This window comes from Rhizobium rhododendri, from assembly GCF_007000325.2.
GTDB classification, from domain to species: Bacteria; Pseudomonadota; Alphaproteobacteria; order Rhizobiales; family Rhizobiaceae; genus Rhizobium; species Rhizobium rhododendri.
Map to the genome: position 1 here is coordinate 2,357,367 of NZ_CP117267.1, position 21,386 is coordinate 2,378,752.

The window sequence follows — 21,386 nt, forward strand, 5'->3', positions numbered from 1 at the left end:
TGAAAAAAGGTCCCGCCGGGAGAACTCGGCGGGACCTTGGTCTGCAACGTCAAGCGGCAGTCCGAACGTTCGAAATCACGCCGATCAGGTCGTTGACGATGCGCTCGACCTGAACGCGGTCGTCGCCCTCGGCCATCACCCGGATCAGCGGTTCGGTTCCTGACGGGCGGATGACGAGGCGACCGTTGCGGGAAAGCTCGCTCTCCGCATCGGCAATCGCCTGCTTGACCTCGATATTTTCCAACGGCCGGCCGCCGGTGATGCGCACGTTGCGCAGCAGCTGCGGCACAGGTTCGAAGCGGCGGCAGACTTCGCTGACCGGCTTGCCGGAACGCTTGGCACAGGCAAGGATCTGCAGAGCCGCGACCAGGCCATCGCCCGTCGTGCCATAATCCGACAGCACGATATGGCCCGACTGCTCGCCGCCGACGTTGAAGTCGTGCTGGCGCATGTGCTCGACGACATAGCGGTCGCCGACCTGCGTGCGGGCCAGCTCAAGACCCTTGTCGCCAAGGAAGCGCTCGAGCCCGAGGTTGGACATGACGGTGGCGACGATGCCTTTGCCGCGCAGGCGCTGGGTATCGGCCCAGCTCTCGGCAATGACAGCCATCAGCTGGTCGCCGTCGATGACCGAACCGTTCTCGTCGACGATGATGACGCGGTCGGCATCGCCATCGAGGGCAATGCCGATATCGGCACGCACCTCGTCCACCTTCTTCTGCAGCGCCATCGGGCTGGTGGATCCGCAATTGAGGTTGATATTGATGCCATCGGGCTCGTTGCCGATCGTCACGACCTCGGCGCCAAGCTCCCAGAGCACGGCCGGCGCTACCTTGTAGGCGGCACCGTTGGCGCAATCGATGGCGATGCGCAGGCCCTGCAGCGTCACGTCGCGCGGCAGGGTGCGCTTGGCGTTCTCGATGTAGCGGTCATGGACGCCGTCGATGCGCTTGGCGCGGCCGATGTCGTCCGATTTCGCCAGCTGAAGGCTCAGGTCCTGGTCGAGCAGGTCCTCGATCTGCATTTCGATATCGTCGGAGAGCTTGTAGCCATCGGGGCCGAACAGCTTGATGCCGTTGTCCTTGTAGGGATTGTGGGAGGCGGAGATCATCACGCCGATATCGGCACGCAGCGAGCGGGTCAGCATGGCGACGGCAGGCGTCGGGATGGGGCCGAGAACGAAGGCATCGATACCGGCAGCCGTGAAGCCTGCCACGAGCGCGTTCTCGAGCATGTAGCCGGACAGCCGCGTATCCTTGCCGATCACGACGCGATGGCGATGATTGCCACGGCGGAAGATCGTGCCGACTGCGATGCCGACCCGCATGGCAAGATCGGGCGTCATGGGGAAGACGTTGGACTGCCCACGGATTCCGTCCGTGCCGAAATAGCGACGCTTCATAGTGTCTCCCGCAAATTTAAGCGCCTCCCCCACGGAGGCGCGTCCCGACTTGGTTGATGTCCGGGTCATCGAATGCGACGCTCATGCCACAGATCGCCGTCTTCATCACGTCAATTAACGCAAAGAACTATCACATGTCGTGACCGACGAAAAAGGCCGGCTCCCGCATGACGGGAACCGGCCTGATGTTATGAACGCTATTTTGAGATCAGCGCGGCTGCGGCTCGAGACCGCCTTCGGCTTCGTCGCCCTTGGCACCAATGGAACCGTCCTTCTTCGTGCCAGTCTTCGGCACGGCGGAGCCACGGCTTGGCGGCGTATCGTCGCCCATATCGCGCGCCGGCTTTTCGCCACGGATCAGCGCCTTGATCTCCTCGCCGCTCAGCGTCTCGTATTCCAGCAGCCCTTCGGCCACGATGATGAATGCGTCGTGCTGCTCGGTCAGGATAGTACGGGCCTGCGTGTAGGCTTCGTCGATCAGGCGACGGACTTCGTTGTCGATCTTCTGTGCCGTCGCTTCGGAAACGTTCTTCGACTGCGACACGGAGTGCCCAAGGAAGACCTCCTGCTGGTTTTCGCCATAGGCAACCTGGCCGAGCTGGTCGGAGAAGCCCCACTGCGTCACCATGGCGCGGGCAAGCTTGGTGGCTTGCTCGATATCCGAGGATGCACCGGAGGTGATGTTTTCCTTGCCGAAGGTGAGTTCTTCCGCGACGCGGCCGCCCATCATGATGCACAGACGCGAAATCATCCACGTGTAGCTCATTGAGTAGCGGTCGCCTTCCGGCAGCTGCATGACCATACCGAGCGCACGGCCGCGCGGAATGATCGTCGCCTTGTGGAGCGGATCTGCGACAGCAACATAGAGCGCCGTCATCGCATGGCCCGCTTCGTGGTAGGCGGTCAGCTTCTTTTCTGCCTCGGTCATGGCCGACGAGCGACGCTCGGCACCCATCATGATCTTGTCCTTGGCGTCTTCGAATTCAGCCATGGTGACCATGCGCTTGTTGCGCCGTGCCGCCATCAACGCCGCCTCGTTGACGAGGTTCATCAGATCGGCGCCCGAGAAGCCCGGAGTACCGCGAGCGAGAACCTTGAGGTCGACATTCGGTGCCAGCGGCACGTTGCGTGCGTGCACCTTGAGGATACGCTCGCGGCCGATGATGTCCGGGTTCGGTACGACGACCTGGCGGTCGAAGCGGCCCGGACGCAGAAGTGCCGGATCGAGAACGTCGGGACGGTTGGTAGCGGCGATGAGGATGATGCCTTCATTGGCTTCAAAGCCGTCCATCTCGACCAGCAGCTGGTTCAGCGTCTGTTCGCGTTCGTCGTTACCGCCGCCGAGACCGGCGCCACGATGGCGACCGACGGCGTCGATTTCGTCGATGAAGATGATGCAAGGCGCGTTCTTCTTCGCCTGTTCGAACATGTCGCGCACGCGGCTTGCGCCGACGCCGACGAACATTTCGACGAAGTCGGAGCCCGAGATCGTAAAGAACGGCACATTGGCTTCACCGGCGATGGCACGGGCCAGAAGCGTCTTACCGGTACCGGGAGGGCCAACCAGCAGCACGCCGCGTGGAATACGACCGCCGAGGCGCTGGAATTTCTGCGGATCGCGCAGGAATTCGACGATTTCCTCGAGATCCTGCTTGGCTTCGTCGACGCCGGCGACATCCTCGAACGTGACGCGACCATGCGCCTCTGTCAGAAGCTTTGCCTTCGACTTGCCGAAACCCATGGCGCCGCGCGACCCGCCCTGCATCTGGCGCATGAAGAACAGCCAGACACCAAGGATCAGCAGCATCGGCAACAGCGTGCCGAGATAGCTGAGGAAGCTAGACGAGCCATCCGATTCCGGACGAGCCGAGACGACGACGTTCTTCGCCTGCAGCTTGTCGAGCAGGCCGCTGTCTATGACCGGAGAGTAGGTCTGGAAGGCAGCGCCATTCTCCACATAAGTGCCGACGACACGGTTGCCGGTGATCACGGCATCGCGGACGCGACCGGAATCAACTTCGCGAAGGAACTGCGAATACGGGATATCCCGCGAACTCGTCTGCGAGGGCGAGGTCTGGAACATGCTGAACAAAGCGATCAGCAACAAAGCGATAATCGCCCAGAGAGCGAAATTACGAAAATTAGGGTTCATTGAACTCCCCAGGGACTGAAACAGCCCGGCCTTTTGGCGACTGCATTACTTGGCTGCTAACATAGGGTTACGCCGGGCCCTTGCCAAGGCAGTCAGCGCAACCACATGCGATTTCCGTCAATAACTCTTAAAACGGAGGTGACACATAGGCTGACCGACCGAAAGCATTCGCCAGCCGATCCGCGAGAGTGAGATCGAATCGTGTCAAAAAGCGGTCGAATGGCGCCAGATGCGGTGCAAAACGGACCGGAGAGTGCTCGTAACGCGGGTCTTCATCGTCGAAACGGATTGTTGGCGCCGACGCCGCTGCGCGCATCGCCGCACCTTTTGGGGTGCTCGCAGCGAAAGCCATCCGCGAAGTTGCGCCGGCTGCGACAATTTGCACCCCGCCATGGCCGTCATTGAAAACCTCGAAACGGCCATCCCAGATGCCCCTCGCTCCCGGGGCAAGATGCAGAGCGTCGATGTTGCGGCTTTCGCGCATGAGGAAGAGACCGTTGCGCCTGAGGTCGAAGACCACTCCGCCCGCCGTTCGCCGACCGGGCTCGCCGGTGCCGATAAACCCAAGGATACGCTCCATCCTTTCCTGCCCAAGTCCATAAGGCTGGCCGCCGAAGATGGCTGCAAGGCAGGAGAGCCCGTAGGCAAACTCGGGCGCTGCAGCATCGATGCCCTCGGGAGAGATGCGGCAGAGCAAACCGCCTTCTATCACGACAGACTGTTCCACCCAGCGCGCCGCTGCCGATGACAGATCGGCCTTAGCGCTCCCGCCGCCATCCGATGCCATGAGGTTGCCGGTGGCGAGACCCGCCCGGACACGGACGCGCTCGTAGTGAAGGTCGAGATTGCTCGGGTCGTCGATCCAGCCGATATTTCGTTCGGTGAGAAAAGCCCGAATGTCATTGCGCAGGCAGGACAGAAACGGGCGTACCACCCAGATGCGCCGATCGAACAGCACCGCATCGGCAATACCGGTCGCAGAAACCCGCCCTGCCCGCACACGCGCAGTGCGCATCGCCAGCGTCTCCTGCTGGTCGTCAAGCGTATGGCCGGTGACGATCATGTCGGCTCTGACCTCGGCCGCAACGTCGGCCAGCAGGTCGTAACGGGCCTCGCGCGCGGCGGCCATGATGCCGGTCGCAGGCTTCTCACCAAGCCAGCGACGCGTGCTGTGGGCGATCCCCAGTTTTAGGCAGAGATTGGCCACGGATTTCGCCTCGTCGGTCGAACCGGGGCGCAGGTCGTGATCGACGGTGGCAGCGGAAAGCCGGTGCGAGGGGTGGCTGGCACGGATCGCATCGGCAAGAGCTATCAACAACCCGGTCGAATCGCTGCCGCCAGAGATAGCGACCAGGATGTGCGAGGGCTGGCGAAGCGATGCCAGCAGGCGGGCTGCAGCGGCCTGGGGTGAAGAGACCGGACCGCCGGCCATGACCTTGCCGCTCAGCAGGCGAGACGTTTTTCTTCGCTGGCGACCTTGGCCACGACGGGCTTGGAAGCCTTTGGATATTTCTTGGTCACTTCATGCAGCGTCGCGCAGGCCGTGTCCTTCTTGTCGAGGGCAGCGAGCGACATGCCAAGCTTCAGCAACATTTCCGGCGCCTTCTCGGAGGTTCCGTATTTTTTGTAGGCATTGACGAAAGTCGTCGCCGCATCGTTGTATTTGCCCTGCGAGTACAAGGCTTCGCCCAGCCAGAAATTGGCATCCGGCGAGCGTGCGCTTTCCGGATAGGTACCGAGATACTGGCGGAATTCTTTTTCGGCGATGGAGTAATCACCCGACAGCACATGGCCATAGGCAGCCTTGTAGGTATCGCCCTCGTTGCCGAGCGACGCAGTCTTGTCGCCGACGGCAGGCGCCGGGCCAGACCCAACGTCATCCGTATTGACATTGCCGCCGACCGGCTGGCCGTTCTGGTCGAACTGGATCGAGCCGAGCTGTGCAGGCGGTGGCGCGAGAGTGCTGCCCGCAGCGCGGTTGGCATCGGCACCCTGGGGTGTCTCGATCACCTTGGCGACATCGTCGGACTGGCCTGCGCCTGATGTATCCGCTTCGCTCTTCTTGATCGGCGCGCCCGCGGCCGGTGCGACACCCGTGGCGCCACCCTTCTTTTCCAGCATCTGGAAGCGAATTTCGTTGTCGGCCTGCGCCTTGCGGATGGTCTCCTGCATCTGCAGAAGCTGATAGCTCATTTCCTCGATGCGACCGTTCAGCTGCCGCATCTGGTCTTCCGCCTGCTGGAGGCGGATTTCCGCGTCGCCGCTCTGAACCATGATCGGCTGCTGCGGCTGCTCGCGCTGCTGCGAGAGCGGCGCCGGCGGAACCTGGTCGGACGAACTGCGGTCGCCGAGGTGAAGGCCGAACAGGTTCATCGAATAAGCTTCACGTTCCGTGCCGGACAAGGCCACCAGACAAACCATGCCTGCGACGACGAGTTTTCTCATAGGTTCGATCCCGTCTCTTTTTGATTCTTGTGCCCAACGGCACCAGCCGGGGATTTTTAACAATTGCCGTCAAAAAGCAACGGAGTTCGGCCAAAGTGTGGTTGAAAATACAAACCCGCGTTGAAAACGAAGAAGGCGACCTCTCGGCCGCCTTCAAAATCAAGTGATATCGAAGATATCAGGAGCCGGCGCCGTTGAGAACGGTAACTGCGCGGCGGTTCTGCGACCAGCACGAGATGTCGTCGCAAACGGCGACCGGACGTTCCTTGCCGTAGGAAATCGTCTTCATGCGACGTGCGGGCACGCCCTTTGAAATCAGATAGTCCTTCGTCGAGGCGGCGCGGCGCGCACCGAGAGCAAGGTTGTATTCGCGGGTGCCGCGTTCGTCGGCATGGCCTTCGACGGTGATGGCGTAGTTCGGATAGCGGGCAAGCCACTGTGCCTGACGATCGAGCGTCTGGGCAGCATCGGCGCGGATCGACGTCGAATCGGTGTCGAAGAAGATGCGGTCGCCGACATTGACGGTGAAGTCCTGAGCCGAACCCGGGGTTGCCGAGCCGCCATTGGCACCGTTGAGGCCAAGATCGCCTGCGTTGTTCGGCAGGTTCTTCTTGGATGCGCAGCCCGCCAAGGACAGGCCCAGGAAGAGGGCAAGCATCATCGGGTTGCGGGCGAAGCTCTGCATGCGGCTTGTGGCCGAATTGTCAATACGGCTCATGGCCGGTCTCTCCTTACGACATTATCACGGTTGCCAGACTGTAACCGCACGCGGTTAATGCTGTTTCAACGGTTATGGTTAATTTTTTCTTATAGCGTCCCGCCGCATGAAGTCACAGAACTTTTTGCGGCGGGAAGTTGCAGGCGTATTTACCAACTATTCCATCAGCGGCGACCAGGCCGGGTCCGAGGCGAAGGACGGGGTCTTGATCTTCTGCTCATTATAGCCGGTCAGGTCGATCGAGTAGAGTTGCGGGCCGCTCGATCCGGCCGGCTCGCGGAAGAACATGATGACACGGCCATTCGGTGCCCATGTCGGGCCTTCATTGTGGAAGCCGGACGTCAGCAGGCGGTCGCCCGAACCATCCGGCTTCATGACGCCGATACCGAAAGTTCCGCCCGACTGCTTCGTGTAGGCAATCAGGTCGCCGCGTGGCGACCAGACCGGCGTCGAATAGGAGCCGTCGCCGAAGGAAATGCGGTGCTGGTTGGAGCCATCTGCATTCATCACGTAGATCTGCTGCTTGCCGCCGCGGTCGCTTTCAAAAGCGATCTGGGTGCCATCCGGCGAATAGGACGGCGACGTGTCGATGGCAGCCGTCGAGGTCAGCCGGGTCGTCGTGCGCGAGCGCAGGTCCATCGTATAGATGTTGGCATTGCCTTCCTGCTGCAGCGACAGCACGACGCGCTGGCCATCCGGCGAGAAGCGCGGCGCAAAGGTCATGCCCGGAAAATTACCGACAACCTCGCGCTGACCGGTGGCGATATTGAGCAGGTAGACCCGCGGCTGCTGGTTGGCAAACGACATGTAGGTCACTTCCTGCTTGTTCGGCGAGAAGCGCGGCGTCAGCACGAGGTCGCTGCCGTCTGTCAGCATACGGGCGTTGAAGCCGTCCTGGTCCATGATGGCCAGCTGGTTCTTGCGGGCAGTCTTTGGTCCGCTTTCGGACACGAACACGACGCGCGTGTCGAAATAGCCCTTTTCACCGGTGATCTTCTCGTAGATCGCGTCGGCGATGATGTGGGCAACGCGGCGCCAGTTTTCCGGCTGGGTGTAGAACTGCTGGCCGGTCATCTGCGTTCCGGCAAACGAGTCCCAGAGGCGGAACTCGGCGCGCAGGCGACCATCGGGCTGCTGCGTCACGCGGCCGGTGACCAGCGCCTGGGCATTGATCGACTTCCAGGACGCAAACTGCGGCGCTGCATCAGGATTGGTGATCTTCTCGATGAACGCGGCTTTGTCGATCGGCGCGAAAAGCCCCGAACGCTTCAGGTCGGCGGCGATAACGCCGGAGATCTGGGCTCCGAGGTCGCCGTTCGAGATGAAATCGGTGATGGCAATCGGCAGGGGCTGAACATTGCCCTTGTTGATGTTGATTTCCACCAAGGCGTAGGCCGGCGAGATGTAGGTCGCCATCAGGCCACCCATCACCAGCATCAGACGAACGAGAGAACGCATTTTCATGTGTACACAGCCTTTCAGCATTTATAGTCCCAGGTCACTGGGGTCGAAATTGACGATAACTTCGTTCCAGGCGTCGTATTTGTCGCGCGGTAGGTTCTTGAAGGGCGAGGACATCATCACCGCCCGGGTGGCACTGCCTGACAGGGCCTGTTGAGCCGACTCGGAGCCGCCCGTCACCTGCACGTCCGGCATTCCGACGATGGTGCCGGATTCGTCGAGCTTCATGTGTACCCGGATCACCATGCCCTCGACGCCCGACATGCCCGCCGGAACATTCCAGTTGTTCTGGATCTGGCTGCGCAGGGCATCGATCTCGCTCTGGCTCAGCTTTGCGCCGTTCGCGGGCTTGTCGGTACCGAGGGCTGCCTGCTGCTGCTGGCGCTTGGCGCCGCCGCCGGTGGCCTGCTGCTTGTTCAACAACGCTGAGATCTCGTCGGCGTCGAAGTCGCTTTCCTTGGAGGACGCGGCCTTGGCCATCTCGCGCTTCTTGTCGTCCTTTTTCTTGTCGGTATCGGACGACTTGTCCGCCGTCTGCACAGGCTTTTCGGCCGGCTTTGTTTCCGGCTTCTTCTCCGGCGGCTTTTCAACCGGCTTTTCGGCAACCTTCGGCGGCGCCGGCGGCTGCGGCTTGATTTGCGGCACGGGAACGTTGTCGGGCGTCGCCTGGTCGCTGGGCGCCAGTTCGGCCTTGTCCTGCGTCGGCACGGGCGTTGGCGGCGGTGGAGTCGGGGTCGGGATTGGGGGCGGTGTGGGGGTTGGCACCGGTGTCGGCGTCGGCGGCTTCGGAGCCTCCGTCGGGGTCGGCGGCGGCGGCGCGACGTCGGTCTCTTCCTTTTCGACGGACTTCACGTCGTTCGGGGTCGGATCGACCTTCGGCGTCGGCGCCTCGACTTTTTTCGGCGCACCCGTGGACTGGTTTTCGGTAGGTTTGGGAACCGGCTTCGGCGCGGATTTCAGGTCGACATCGTTCTCGCCGGCATTCTGCGCATTGGCAATTTCGGTCTGCTTTGTCGTCGGCTTGGGCGCCGCCTTGTCCTTCTGCGGGGCCTTCTTGTCACCGGTCTGCGTCATCGACACGTCAGTCACGATCTCGACCGGCGTCGATTCGTCAGGCTGTACCTCGAAGGATTTGGGAGCGCCAATAGTCACCAGCGCCCAGACGAGGACCAGGCCGTGAACAACCGCCGATGTGACAATGCTGGCCTTCATTGAATGGGTTTACTTCGTCTTTTCTTGCTGGGTTACCAGACCGATGTTCTTAAAGCCTGCAGACGATATCCGCGCCATCACCTTCATGACGGTGCCATAGCCGGCGGCACTGTCGCCGCGCACATAGATCCGCTCGTTGTAGCCGGTCTTGGCGATAGCCTGTAGCTTCGGGACGATCTCATCGAGCGCGATCGGCGATTCCTGCATGAAGATGTCGCCGGCCGGATTGACCGACACGGTGATCGGCTGCGTGTCCGAATTCATTTCCTTGGCGGCCGTTTCCGGCAGGTCGATCGGCACGCCGACCGTCAGCATCGGTGCAGCGACCATGAAGATGATCAACAGCACGAGCATGACGTCGACCAGCGGCGTCACGTTGATTTCCGATATAGGTCCACCGCGGCCATGACCGCCACGACGGCTGCCGCGACGACCACCGCCGCCACCGCTACCGCCTCCACCTGACATTCCCATAAGCTTACTCCGGTTCTGTCGTTACTGCGCGGCCGCGCGGGGCTGCAGCTTCTCATCGATCTGGCGCGAAAGAATGGCGGAGAACTCATCCGCAAAACCTTCCATGCGGCCAGACAACTTGCCGGCATCTGCGGAAAACTTGTTGTAGGCGATAACCGCAGGGATAGCCGCGACAAGGCCGATGGCTGTCGCGAGCAGCGCTTCCGCAATACCGGGTGCAACGACCGCGAGATTGGTGGACTTCGATCCGGCAATAGCCTGGAACGAGGTCATGATACCGACGACCGTACCGAACAGGCCGATGAACGGGCCAGCCGAACCGATGGTAGCCAAAGAACCGAGACGGGCACCGAGATGTTCCGATTCCCGCGCCAGCGTCACGTCCATGGCGCGGTCGATACGCATCTGCAGGCCAATCGGCGAGCGTGCGCCGCGCTCAAAGGACTTTTTCCACTCGCGCATGGCGGAGACGAAAATCGCTGCGAGCCCGGTATTGGTGCGCTCGGACAGCGTCCGGTAAAGCTCTTCCAGCGACTGGCCGGACCAGAATACCTGCTCGAACTGGTCGAACTGCCGGCGAGCACGGCTGAAGCTCAGATATTTGTCGATGACGATTGCCCAGGTCCACACGGATGCCGCTATCAGTCCGAGCATCACCAGCTTGACGACAAGGCCAGCCTCCATGAAGAGAGACAGAAGCGTCACGTCACTTGTCGCTGCAGCCAATCCAACTTGTTCCATTTGATCCAAATTCCCCGAATCCAAACGCCCGGTGCAGGACCGGGCGGCAAAAAAATGATCGCACAAGAAATGTCTGGCAGCTGCCGCTGAACGCCGTCGTCAGGCTTCCAAGTCTACATCTGCCTTCTTGCCGTCAAATTTGGTCAAAGGAAGGCGTGCACCGCACAATCTCTGACCATAATATTAAGACACTATTATGGTTAAGAGATCGTTAGTGTCCGCGTGATCGGTAATTTTTCTTGCACGCGGATACACGTTGTAGAGAAACACAAGGCGTAAGCAGCAGCGAACGAGAACTTCCCGCACACCGCGGAAATTCCTTCTCACGCCAGTCATGTTTTAACAAGACACGTTTTCAGGCATCTGCCCCGCGTTTCAGGCAACCGCACCTGATGCATCGACCGACCCTGAAGCCTGCAGCAGCTGAGCCGCCAGCGCTTCCGGCAACCGGCGGGGACGGCCGCTGGCATTGATGACGGCAATGATCACCCTTGCAGCGATCAGCAGCGCACCGTCACGACGTATCTCCTGCGTCAGCACCATTTTGGCACCACCGGCCTTTTCGGTCACCGTCTGAATAGTAAGCACATCGTCCATGCGGGCCGGTCCCTTGAAGTCGATCTCCATGCGATGGACGACGAACACCAGACCTTCCTCATCGGCGGTAATTAGCTCACGCTGCTCCACGCCGAGGCAGCGCAGATAATCTGTGCGGCCGCGTTCGAGGAAATGCAGGTAGCGGGCGTGATAGACCAGCCCTGAAAAATCCGTATCCTCGTAATAAACACGCTGCAGCAGCCGGTGGCTGCCTTCGATCAGTTCCCCGGCAATCAAAAAGGGACCATTCGTCATCAAAAGCTCCAAAACCTGTGGAGAGCCTGTTTGGCCGAAGTCGGTTTGGCAGGCAAGTATTGAACAATTGTCATACTGCCTAATTATTTGAAAACAAGCGGTCGGCGACCGGCCAGCAAGGAGACGATGTGATGAAAATTGCGATCATGGGCGGCGATGGATTTATCGGATGGCCAACATCGCTGCATCTGTCCGATGCCGGTCACGACGTTCATATCCTCGATAACCTCTCCCGCCGCTGGATCGACACAGAGCTCGGCGTACAGTCCCTGACCCCTATGGACAGCATCCAGGAACGCACCCGGATCTGGCACGCAGAGACAGGTCGCCGCATTCACTTCAACCTGATCGACCTTGCCAAGGACTACGAGCTTTTAAAGAACTGGCTCGCCGAGCACCGCCCGGATGCCATCGTGCATTTCGCCGAGCAGCGTGCCGCCCCCTACTCGATGAAGAGCGACCGGCACAAGAACTACACCGTCAACAACAATGTCAGCGCTACCCACAATCTCCTGAACGCGCTGACGGAGCTGAACCTCGACACCCACCTCGTGCACTTGGGCACGATGGGAGTCTACGGCTATTCAACGGTCGGCGCCGCTATTCCGGAAGGCTACCTGCCGGTCGGCATCGAGACGGTCGACGGCCGTACAGTCAGCCAGGAAATTCTCTACCCGGCCAATCCGGGCTCAATCTACCACATGACAAAGTGCCTGGATCAGCTGCTGTTCCAGTTCTACGCCAAGAACGACGGCCTGAGGATCACCGACCTCCACCAAGGCATCGTCTGGGGCACGCACACGGAGCAGACACGGCGGCACGAGCAGCTGATCAACCGCTTCGACTATGACGGCGACTACGGCACCGTGCTCAACCGCTTCCTCATCCAGGCGGCGATCGGCTACCCCCTGACGGTGCATGGTACCGGCGGCCAGACGCGCGCCTTCATCCACATCCAGGATTCGGTCCGCTGCATCGAGATCGCCTTGAAAAACCCGCCGTCGCGCAATTCCAAGGTGGAGATCTTCAACCAGATGACCGAGACGCACCGCGTCCGCGACCTTGCCGAGATGATTGCCGGCATGACCGGGGCCGAGATCGCCTGGCTGCCCAATCCGCGCAAGGAAGCGCCCGAGAACGACCTCGTCGTCAGGAACGAGAAATTCCTCGGTCTCGGCCTCGAGCCAACAACCTTGAAAACCGGCCTGCTCGGCGAGATCGTCGATGTTGCCCGCAAATACGCCTACCGCGTCGACCGCGCTCGGGTGCCGGCTGTTTCGGCATGGACAAAGGACCTTGCGGCCAAGCTCAACCACGATCCGGAAGGCAAGCGGCTGAAGTCGGTTTCGTGAACGCCTCCCCCCGCGCGACGAGAGCCTACGTCACGCTCGTCACCAATGCCGATTACGCCATGGGCGCGGCGGCACTCGTCCGCTCTATAAGGCGAACCGGCACGAAAGCCGACATCGTCGTGCTGCACACCGCCGGAGCCAGCTCCGACGATCTTGCGCCGTTAGTGTCGCTCGGATGCCGGCTGGTACCCGTGGACCATCTGCCGCTCTCCGACGCGTTCAATGCGCGCCATGGCCGCACCGCCCTGCATTCGGCCGCTCCCTTTACCAAGGGTCGCAAGCCGTCCTTCCACTCACCGCTCGACAATTTCTGCAAGCTGCGACTTTGGCAGCTGGTGGAATACGAAGCTTGCGTCTTCATCGATGCCGATGCCCTAGTGCTAAAGCCGATCGACAAGCTGTTCGATTACCCGGAATTCTCCGCTGCGCCGAATGTCTACGAGGGACTGGCAGACTTTCAAAGGCTGAATTCGGGCGTCTTCGTTGCCAGGCCGTCGCTGCAAACCTTCGATGCGATGATCGATAGTCTCGACCAGCCGGAGGTCTTCTGGAAGCGCACCGACCAGACCTTCCTCGAGACCTTTTTCCCGGATTGGCACGGCCTGCCCGTTTATATGAACATGCTGCAATATGTGTGGTTTACCATGCCCTTGCTTTGGGACTGGAAGAGTATTTCGATCCTGCACTACCAATATGAAAAGCCCTGGGAGACGAATCATCCCAAGGCTGACAGACTGGCACCGCTGATCGATCTCTGGCAGCGATTCCATCAGGATCTGGACATTCCGGACATTGCTGCGCTGGCAAACCCGAAAGTGACGACATGAAAGTTTTGGTAGCGGGTGGGACGGGCCTCGTCGGTCGCTATATCGTCGAGGATCTTCTTTCCCATGGCTATTCGGTCGCTGTCGGCGGCCGGCATCAGCCGGAGCCCGGCCTGTTTTCAAAGCCCGTCAGCTTCGTTCCGCTGCGGCTCGATCCGAACGCAGACCAGGGTCACGCCTTCGACGACGCCTATTTCTTCGTCCACGCCGGCTTCCATCATGTCGCTGGCCGTTATCGTGGTGGTGAAGGCGACGACCCCGCAGCCTTCCAGAGGCTCAATCTCGATGGAAGCGTCAAACTGTTCGAGACTGCCCAGCGCGCCGGAATCCGCCGCTGTGTCTTCCTGTCGACGCGCGCCGTCTATGGCGATCGCTCCGCCAGCGAGGTGCTTTTTGAAACCTCGGAGGCCAACCCGAATACGCTCTATGGCCGCGTCAAGCTGAATGCCGAGCGCGCGCTTTCCGCGATCAATGCCCCCGGCTTTGCCGCCGCAAGCCTCCGCCTGACCGGCGTCTATGGCGATCTCCGGCCCAACAAGTGGACCGACATCTTCAGCAACTACCTCGCCGGCAAGCCTGTCCCGTCGCGCGCTGGTACCGAGGTTCACGGACGCGACGTCGGACAGGCTGTCCGTCTCATGCTCGAAACCGACACCGCCCGCATTGCCAATGAAGTCTTCAATGTCTCCGACGTCCTGACGGAAACCCACGAGATCCTCGCCATTCTCCAGCGCGTCACCGGCAGCCCTCACCCGCTGCCGGCCCGAGCACCGGGCAACATCATCAGCGAGATGGACACATCCAAGATCGCAGCACTGGGCTGGCGCGGCGGCGGCAGGGCCCTGCTGGAAAAGACGGTTGCCTCGCTGGCGCAGGGACTGCCGCATGCCACCGAGGCGGTTCCGGCCACGGTGTCCAAGCGGGGATAGTCGTTTCGTCAGCGGCGCAGGCTTGTAGCCGTCCGATCTCAGGAAGCAGCCTTGATTTCGGAGTGGCTTTTCAGGACACGCCCGCCGTCTTCCTGTTCGATGAGATAAGCTGGCTCTTCGGCGCTGGCCTTGCGCTTGATCACCGACCCCTCGATAGTTTTCTCCACATCGTCGGTGAAACTCTCCGTCACCTTGCCGGTGCCCGTTCCCTTGCCCCACTTCCACTCGACCTTGGACCCCACGCGAAATTTGTGCATTGCGATGCTCCTCTCGAAGCCTCCCAAATGCAGATGCCGGGCTCGTTGTTCCCTGAACGGGCGATCACTCCTCTTCCTGGAACAGCCGGAACTGCGCCGCTTCCAGGTCTTTCGGCGGCTGCAGATCCAGATGCCGCCAGGCGGTCGGTGTCAGCACGCGGCCACGGGGCGTGCGCTGGATGAAACCCTGCTGGATCATGTAGGGCTCAATGATATCCTCGATGGCATCGCGCGGCTCGGACAAGCCGGCTGCGATGGTCTCGATACCCACCGGTCCGCCACCGAAGTTAACGGCGATCATGTTGAGGTAGCGCTTGTCGAGCTGATCGAGCCCGAGATTATCGACGAGCAGCCGCGTCAGCGCCTCGTCGGCAATCTGCCGCGTGACTGATTCCGCCCGCGCCACCTCGGCGAAATCGCGAACGCGGCGCAAAAGCCGGCCTGCGATACGCGGTGTCCCGCGCGCGCGGCGGGCAATCTCCCGCGCACCGTCATCGGCAATCGGCAGACCCATCAGCCTTGCGCCACGCCGGACGATCAGTTCCAGCTCCTCGACCGTGTAGAAGTTGAGCCGCACGGGGATGCCAAACCGGTCGCGCAACGGTGTCGTCAGCAGACCGAGCCGAGTGGTGGCGGCGACCAGCGTGAATTTTGCCAGGTCGATTTTCACGGAACGCGCCGCTGGGCCCTCGCCGATGATCAGGTCCAGCTGGAAATCCTCCATCGCCGGATAGAGGATTTCCTCGACTGCAGGGCTCAGCCTGTGAATTTCGTCGATGAACAGGACATCGCGGTCCTCGAGATTGGTCAGAAGTGCTGCCAGGTCGCCGGCCTTGGCAATGACCGGCCCTGAAGTCGAGCGGAAATTGACGCCGAGCTCCTTGGCCATGATCTGCGCCAGCGTCGTCTTGCCGAGACCGGGCGGACCGACGAACAGCACGTGATCCAGCGCCTCGCCCCGGTTCTTCGCCGCCTCGATGAAAACTTTCAGGTTGGCGCGGGCATCCGCCTGGCCCGTGAACTCGTCGAGCGACTGCGGCCGCAGCGTCGTATCCAGGTCTTCGCCACGCTTCTCGGGCGTGATCAGGCGGGCGGGTTCGGTCATGCGAGCAGTTCCATTCCCTCGATCGTCTTGGCGGCGCGCTCGTCGAATGTGAAGGTTGCGCTACACCCGGCATTGCGATTGCGGACGGCAATGAACGCGTCTGCAAATTCAGCCTGCGAGCGGCTCATTACGTCAAGAACCTCTTCGACAGCTTCTTCGTCTTCCAGAATTATGTCTTCCGAATCCAGCAGATCCGCAATTCCGTCAGCGATCTGCTCTCTCGTGAGCTTGATACGCTGTCGCAAAAACCAAGCGAATTCCATAAGCGTGATACAGCTTATATATCCGGGACCTATTTCACCGAGACGCGCAAACAGTTCAGCGACCTTAGCGCTTTGCGCCACATCGTCTTTCAAGAAGACGCGAAGCAAGATGTTTGTATCCAGACCGATCATTGCGTTCCAACAATATGGTCGAAAATAGCCTCGCCAACGGCACGTTTCATTTCGTCCACGGGGATCGGAAGCCGATCCGGGTCGTAGAACTTGCCCAGAAGATCGACAGCACGTTTGTTTTTAGCCTTGATAAAGATTTTGCCATCCTGGTGGACATAGCGAATTTTGTCCCCGGGCTTCAAATTCAGTATGTCACGAACTTCTGATGGCACGGTAGTTTGCCCCTTTGATGTTATCGTTCCATAGTAAATCTTCATTGGCAGCATCTCCTTACTTTCCAGCGATAGCAAGGAGTTTCGGGGGCCGCAAGGAATTCTCACTTCGACAACTCCCTCAGCCCCAGCCTGATGAGCTTGGCGCTGTCGGCACCCTCGCCCGCCGTCTTCATGGCGGCGGCAACGGCGTTGGCGGCCTGGTCGCGCGAGTAACCGAGATTGGTAAGGGCCGACACGGCATCCGACACAGGCGCTGCAGCAACGCCCTCGCCGATCTCCTGCTTGAGGCCCATGTTCAGCGCCTCGCCTGCAAACGCCGGAGCCTTGTTCTTCAATTCCAGTACCATCCGCATTGCAACCTTCGGGCCGACACCGGGTGCTCGCGAAATGACGGTCTTGTCCTGCAGGGCAATGGCGTTGGCAAGCTCCGAGGTCGTCAGCGTCGACAGCACCGCCAGCGCCACCTTCGCCCCGACGCCCTGGACGCTCTGCAGCAGAATGAACCACTCCCGCTCCAGCACTGTGAGGAAACCAAACAGCTTCAGCTGGTCTTCGCGCACATAGGTTTCGATGAACAGCACGCAGGCCTCGCCGACGCCGCCTAACCTTGCCAGCGTCCGGCTGGAGCAATAGGCGACATAGCAAACGCCGTGAACATCGACGAGCGCGTAGTCCTCGCCGATTTCCTCGATGGTGCCTTTGAGTTTGCCGATCATGGGATATCCGTCAGGTTTTGGTGGTGGTGACGTATCAAAACGCTATCCGGCGGCCAGCAAGGCCTGTCGCATGCGGTTGCCACCACGATTATGCGCATGGCATATGGCGATGGCCAGCGCATCGGCGGCATCGTTGCCCTTGAACTCCGCCTTCGGCATCAGGATCTTCAGCATCATGTGGATCTGCTGCTTTTCGCCGTGGCCGACCCCGATGACCGCTTTCTTGACCGCGTTCGGAGCATATTCGGCGACCGCGAGCCCCGCCCGTGCCGGCACCAGCATGGCGATGCCGCGTGCCTGGCCGAGCTTGAGCGTTGCGACAGCATCCTTGTTAACGAAAGTCTGCTCCACCGCGGCTTCATGCGGCTGGTGAGTGTGCACCACATCAGACAGCCCGTCATGCAGCTGGCAGAGCCGCGACGCCAGGTCCATGTCGCCATCGGACAGCACTGTGCCCGATGCGACAAACCGCAGGGAGTTTCCGAGCACGTCGATGATGCCCCAGCCCATGCGGCGCAGGCCTGGATCTATGCCGATGATACGAATCGTGTTCTGCATGGTCGTCAACCTACCGTTCATGGCAACCATGTGCCAGAAAAATGTGAACAAAGCGAAAACATCAAGATAATTCATCACGCGTCTTTACGTGCGATTAAGCCATTTTGCCGACTCTTCCCGGATATTGCCTTCGCAGGTGGTTCGGCTGCGGCCGCACCCCAGTTTACATCTTGACAACTTTTTCGCTGCACATCGTTTCGCGCTATCGACGAAACGAGAGTCTAGAGGTTACGCCATGTCTCGCCGGTTCCAGTCGCTGTCCTTCAAGGTGATCGCCACCTTCCTGCTGCTGACGCTCCTCTCCGTCGCCGTTCTAGACGGCCTCGCCTATATCGCCAGCAACAGGCTTTCGGACGATCAGGCGCTCGAGGCAAAGAAGAGCGTCCTGGTTTTCCGCGGCGACATGCTGCAGGACCAGTTGCAGCAGATCGGCACCCAGGCGGATTCGATTGCCCGCATCGAGGCGGTACAGATGACAATCACCAGCCTTAGAAGCGGCTGGAAAACCATCGAGAAGACCTCCGGCGACGCGCGTGCGGAATTACAGAGAGTATTCGTCAGCCAGAACCCCAATCCGGCCGACCAGCGTGAAAAGCTTCTGAAGCCCGTCGGCCCCAGCGGGTTCTATTACTCCAGCCACGAGACTGCCCAGACGGAAATCGGCCGCGACCTCCAGGGCTCGCCTTTCAGCGACCTGCTGATTGCCGACATGGATGGCGCGGTGATCTATTCCTACAAGAAGGGCCCCGCCTTCGCAGAAAACCTCAAGAGCCCGGCCTGGGTCGCATCGAGCCTCGGGAAAACCTACGCAGATGCTGTCGCAAACGTCGCCAAGGCAACCAACGACACCGCCCCGAGCGCCTTTTCCGGCCTGCGTGTAGACCCCGCGACCCAGAAGGGCGCCGTCTACTTTGCCGTCCCCATCCTCAAGCTTGGCGCACCCAAGGGCGTGATGATTTTCCAGGTGCGCGACGATATCCTCGCCTCCATCCTGTCCAAGGGCAACCCGGCCACGAGCACGGCGAGGTCGGTCGTCGTTTCGGAAGACGGTTCGGTTATCGGCGTCGACGAAGCCGGACACCTCGTAGCTGTCGATGGCGCCGCTTATGGTTTTGCTGCCGAGGCATTGGCCGGCAACGATATCAACGTTGCTGACCTCATGCGTCCCGATGGTGAGGCGCGCGCCTATGCCCGCCCGATCGCGTTTGGCGGCAAGCATTTCCTGATTGTCGAGAGCCTTCTGAAAAGCGAACTCAATGCCGGCTCGATCGCGATTGCCAAGTTGTTGACACTCATCGGCCTCGGCGTACTCATCCTCGTGGCGCTGGCAACCGGCCTTGTGATGAAGCTTCTCTTTGCGCCGCTGGCCCGTCTGGCCGCGGTTACTCGCGATGTCGCGGATGGCAAGCTGGACAACGAGATCGGCAGTCAGGATCGCAACGACGAGATCGGCACGATGGCGAAGGCCCTTGCACGCTTCCGCCAGTCGCTCATTGACCAGCGCCTGCTGGAGGCTGCCAGCGCCGAGGCTCAGAAAAATGCGGCAGCCGAGCGCCAGGCAAGGCTGACGGAGCGCGAGGCGGAAGCCCGCGTGCTGCAGGATGTCGTCGAAAACCTGGACGAGGGTCTGCATCATCTGGCTGCCGGCGATCTCGCCTACCGCTTCGATACCGCCTTCCCCGCCGAACTCGAAGGCCTGCGCGTCAATTTCAACAAGGCCCTGGCAACGCTCAGCGACACCATGACGGCGATCGGCGGCAACTCCATGGCCGTCCATTCCGGCTCTGAGGAAATGCGCGGCGGCGCAACCGAACTTGCGGGCCGCACAGAACGCCAGGCGGCCTCGATCACCGAGACCGCAAGTGCAGTCGGCGCCATCACCGATGCCGTCCGTGTGCAGATCACCCGTGCGGAGCAGGCCGAGCGCATAGCACGCGACGCACAGGCCGAAACGCAAGGGTCGGGTCGCATCATGCGCGAGACGATCGCCGCCATGGAAGCCATCCAGGGCTCGTCGCGACAGATGAACCAGATCATCAGCGTCATCGATGGCATTGCCTTCCAGACCAATCTTCTGGCGCTCAATGCCGGCGTCGAAGCGGCTCGTGCGGGTGAAGCTGGCAAAGGCTTTGCAGTCGTCGCCCACGAAGTGCGGGAACTGGCACAGCGCTCGTCCAGCGCCGCCAAGGAAATTGCCGGCCTGCTGGCGAAATCGACCGGGGAAGTCGAAAACGGCGTAGCGCTGGTCGAACGCGCCGGCGTCGCACTCGACGGCATCAGCACCCATGTCGAGAACATCAACGTTCAGATCCGCGAAATCATGCGCTCGACACACGAGGAAGCGGAGACACTTCGGCAGATCAACCTTGCCGTCACCGATCTCGACGCCATGACACAGCAGAACGCCGCCATGGTGGAAGAAACGACCGCCGCAATCCATCGCCTCGCCTCCGAGGCGGGCGAGATGGACAACAGGCTGGGCAATTTCACGCTGACAGATCCGGTGCGACGCAAGACCGCCGAGATCCACATCCTGCACCGCCGCCGCTGAGGCTGCGGGCATGGACGACGGTTTGGCCACTTCTCCAGCTTGCCACAACGGACCTGGCCTCAAAACAGAAACACCCACCTTCCGCAGAAGCGGGTGGTGGGTGTATCAACTCGGTAGCCCGCTAAAACGTCAGGCCGACAGCTTGGCCATGACCTCGTCGGAAACCTCGAAGTTCGAATAGACGGACTGGACGTCGTCGTCGTCCTCGAGGCTGTCGATCAGTTTCATCACCGAAACTGCCTTTTCCTCGTCGACCGGCACTGTGTTTTGCGCCTTCCAGACGATCTTGACAGTTTCCGCCTCGCCCAGCGTTGCTTCCAGCGCCTTGGAGACCTCGTTCAGCGCTTCGAAGCCGCAGATGATCGTGTGGCCTTCATCATCGGTAGTCACGTCGTCGGCGCCGGCCTCGATTGCCGCTTCCATCACCTTGTCTGCATCGCCGACCGCGAGCTTGTAGGTGATTTCGCCAACGTGGTCGAAGGAGAAGGAAACCGAGCCTGTTTCGCCAAGCGTACCGCCGGCCTTGGTGAAGGTCGAGCGAACGTTCGAGGCGGTGCGGTTGCGGTTGTCGGTCAACGCTTCGACGATCACTGCAGTGCCGCCGGGGCCGTAACCTTCGTAGCGGATCTGCTCGTAGTTTTCGCCTTCGCTACCCGATGCCTTCTTGATCGCACGGTCGATGTTGTCCTTCGGCATCGACTGCGCCTTGGCGTTCTGGATAGCGAGACGCAGGGCGGCGTTCATCGTCGGGTCGGGCAGTCCGGCCTTGGCGGCGACGGTGATTTCGCGCGCCAGCTTGGAGAACATTTTCGACCGCACGGAATCCTGGCGACCCTTGCGATGCATGATGTTTTTAAACTGTGAATGGCCAGCCATGGCACCCCTGCTCAGTCTTTTGATATGAATGGCGCCTTATAGGTGCGAAGCCACCGGCATTCAAGCGAAAAGCCCTGCCACGCCGGAGGTTGACTGAAGGAACAAAGGTGGCCCACCTCACGTTTCAGGACGCATTATCAAATCGAAAGGA

General features: G+C 60.8%; 21 protein-coding genes. 4 read left to right on the forward strand and 17 right to left on the reverse strand.

All coding sequences use genetic code 11. The features are described from left to right. Positions 1-49 precede the first annotated feature (49 nt). From glmM to ybgC, 10 genes are all read right to left on the reverse strand, one after another. Complete coding sequence (gene glmM, locus PR018_RS11465; protein WP_111222419.1) at positions 50-1,402, reverse strand: phosphoglucosamine mutase; 1,353 nt, start codon at positions 1,400-1,402, stop codon at positions 50-52. Positions 1,403-1,610: 208 nt separating this feature from the next. Then, positions 1,611-3,554: an ATP-dependent zinc metalloprotease FtsH gene (gene ftsH / locus PR018_RS11470; protein WP_142830713.1), complete on the reverse strand. Its 1,944-nt coding sequence runs from the start codon at positions 3,552-3,554 to the stop codon at positions 1,611-1,613. 127 nt (positions 3,555-3,681) lie between these two features. Further along, positions 3,682-4,986, reverse strand: coding sequence for a tRNA lysidine(34) synthetase TilS (tilS, locus tag PR018_RS11475; RefSeq protein ID WP_142830711.1), 1,305 nt, complete (start codon positions 4,984-4,986; stop codon positions 3,682-3,684). Positions 4,987-4,997: 11 nt separating this feature from the next. Next, entirely contained in the window at positions 4,998-5,999 is a 1,002-nt protein-coding gene (gene ybgF, locus PR018_RS11480; RefSeq protein WP_142830709.1) for a tol-pal system protein YbgF, read from the reverse strand. Positions 6,000-6,177: 178 nt separating this feature from the next. Beyond that, positions 6,178-6,717 carry a peptidoglycan-associated lipoprotein Pal gene (gene pal / locus PR018_RS11485; protein ID WP_142830707.1) on the reverse strand — a complete coding sequence of 180 codons (540 nt, stop codon included), beginning with the start codon at positions 6,715-6,717 and terminating at the stop codon, positions 6,178-6,180. A 156-nt stretch (positions 6,718-6,873) separates the two neighbouring features. Next, positions 6,874-8,181, reverse strand: coding sequence for a Tol-Pal system beta propeller repeat protein TolB (gene tolB / locus PR018_RS11490; RefSeq protein WP_142830705.1), 1,308 nt, complete (start codon positions 8,179-8,181; stop codon positions 6,874-6,876). 21 nt (positions 8,182-8,202) lie between these two features. Further along, positions 8,203-9,390, reverse strand: a complete 1,188-nt coding sequence (locus tag PR018_RS11495; RefSeq protein ID WP_142830703.1) for a hypothetical protein — start codon at positions 9,388-9,390, stop codon at positions 8,203-8,205. Between the two features lie 9 nt (positions 9,391-9,399). Then, positions 9,400-9,864 (reverse strand): protein TolR, encoded by a 465-nt coding sequence (gene tolR / locus PR018_RS11500; RefSeq protein ID WP_142830701.1) that lies wholly within the window; start codon positions 9,862-9,864, stop codon positions 9,400-9,402. Positions 9,865-9,885: 21 nt separating this feature from the next. Continuing rightward, positions 9,886-10,605: a protein TolQ gene (tolQ, locus tag PR018_RS11505; RefSeq protein ID WP_111222411.1), complete on the reverse strand. Its 720-nt coding sequence runs from the start codon at positions 10,603-10,605 to the stop codon at positions 9,886-9,888. A 375-nt stretch (positions 10,606-10,980) separates the two neighbouring features. Beyond that, positions 10,981-11,457, reverse strand: coding sequence for a tol-pal system-associated acyl-CoA thioesterase (gene ybgC / locus PR018_RS11510; protein ID WP_142830699.1), 477 nt, complete (start codon positions 11,455-11,457; stop codon positions 10,981-10,983). 131 nt (positions 11,458-11,588) lie between these two features. Here ybgC and PR018_RS11515 point away from each other — a divergent pair, with 131 nt between their 5' ends. The 3 genes from PR018_RS11515 to PR018_RS11525 are packed head-to-tail and all read left to right on the forward strand — an operon-like array spanning position 11,589 to position 14,562. Next, the gene (locus PR018_RS11515; RefSeq protein ID WP_111222409.1) at positions 11,589-12,809 is read left to right on the forward strand and encodes an NAD-dependent epimerase/dehydratase family protein; all 1,221 of its coding nucleotides are present in this window, start codon (positions 11,589-11,591) and stop codon (positions 12,807-12,809) included. Next, complete coding sequence (locus tag PR018_RS11520) at positions 12,806-13,636, forward strand: glycosyltransferase (protein ID WP_224127959.1); 831 nt, start codon at positions 12,806-12,808, stop codon at positions 13,634-13,636. The genes PR018_RS11515 and PR018_RS11520 overlap by 4 nt, the downstream gene beginning before the upstream one ends. Next, positions 13,633-14,562 (forward strand): NAD-dependent epimerase/dehydratase family protein, encoded by a 930-nt coding sequence (locus tag PR018_RS11525; protein WP_142830696.1) that lies wholly within the window; start codon positions 13,633-13,635, stop codon positions 14,560-14,562. The genes PR018_RS11520 and PR018_RS11525 overlap by 4 nt, the downstream gene beginning before the upstream one ends. A gap of 38 nt (positions 14,563-14,600) precedes the next feature. Here the strand turns inward: PR018_RS11525 and PR018_RS11530 are convergent, their stop codons facing one another. From PR018_RS11530 to ruvC, 6 genes are all read right to left on the reverse strand, one after another. After that, positions 14,601-14,819 (reverse strand): hypervirulence associated TUDOR domain-containing protein, encoded by a 219-nt coding sequence (locus tag PR018_RS11530; RefSeq protein WP_142830695.1) that lies wholly within the window; start codon positions 14,817-14,819, stop codon positions 14,601-14,603. Positions 14,820-14,883: 64 nt separating this feature from the next. After that, a complete protein-coding gene (ruvB, locus tag PR018_RS11535; protein ID WP_111222405.1) occupies positions 14,884-15,924 on the reverse strand; it encodes a Holliday junction branch migration DNA helicase RuvB in 1,041 nt (346 codons plus the stop codon). Next, positions 15,921-16,319, reverse strand: coding sequence for a type II toxin-antitoxin system VapC family toxin (locus tag PR018_RS11540; protein ID WP_142830694.1), 399 nt, complete (start codon positions 16,317-16,319; stop codon positions 15,921-15,923). The genes ruvB and PR018_RS11540 overlap by 4 nt, the downstream gene beginning before the upstream one ends. After that, the gene (locus PR018_RS11545) at positions 16,316-16,576 is read right to left on the reverse strand and encodes an AbrB/MazE/SpoVT family DNA-binding domain-containing protein (protein ID WP_142830693.1); all 261 of its coding nucleotides are present in this window, start codon (positions 16,574-16,576) and stop codon (positions 16,316-16,318) included. Before PR018_RS11545 ends, PR018_RS11540 begins: the two co-directional genes overlap by 4 nt. A 59-nt stretch (positions 16,577-16,635) precedes the next feature. Next, on the reverse strand, positions 16,636-17,250 hold the full coding sequence (ruvA, locus tag PR018_RS11550) for a Holliday junction branch migration protein RuvA (protein WP_142830692.1): 615 nt from the start codon (positions 17,248-17,250) through the stop codon (positions 16,636-16,638). A 42-nt stretch (positions 17,251-17,292) separates the two neighbouring features. Beyond that, positions 17,293-17,808, reverse strand: a complete 516-nt coding sequence (gene ruvC, locus PR018_RS11555) for a crossover junction endodeoxyribonuclease RuvC (protein ID WP_142830691.1) — start codon at positions 17,806-17,808, stop codon at positions 17,293-17,295. 235 nt (positions 17,809-18,043) lie between these two features. Between ruvC and PR018_RS11560 the strand changes: the two genes are divergently transcribed. Continuing rightward, positions 18,044-20,359, forward strand: a complete 2,316-nt coding sequence (locus tag PR018_RS11560) for a methyl-accepting chemotaxis protein (protein ID WP_142830690.1) — start codon at positions 18,044-18,046, stop codon at positions 20,357-20,359. A 129-nt stretch (positions 20,360-20,488) separates the two neighbouring features. Here the strand turns inward: PR018_RS11560 and PR018_RS11565 are convergent, their stop codons facing one another. Beyond that, entirely contained in the window at positions 20,489-21,235 is a 747-nt protein-coding gene (locus PR018_RS11565; RefSeq protein WP_142830689.1) for a YebC/PmpR family DNA-binding transcriptional regulator, read from the reverse strand. Positions 21,236-21,386: the final 151 nt, after the last annotated feature.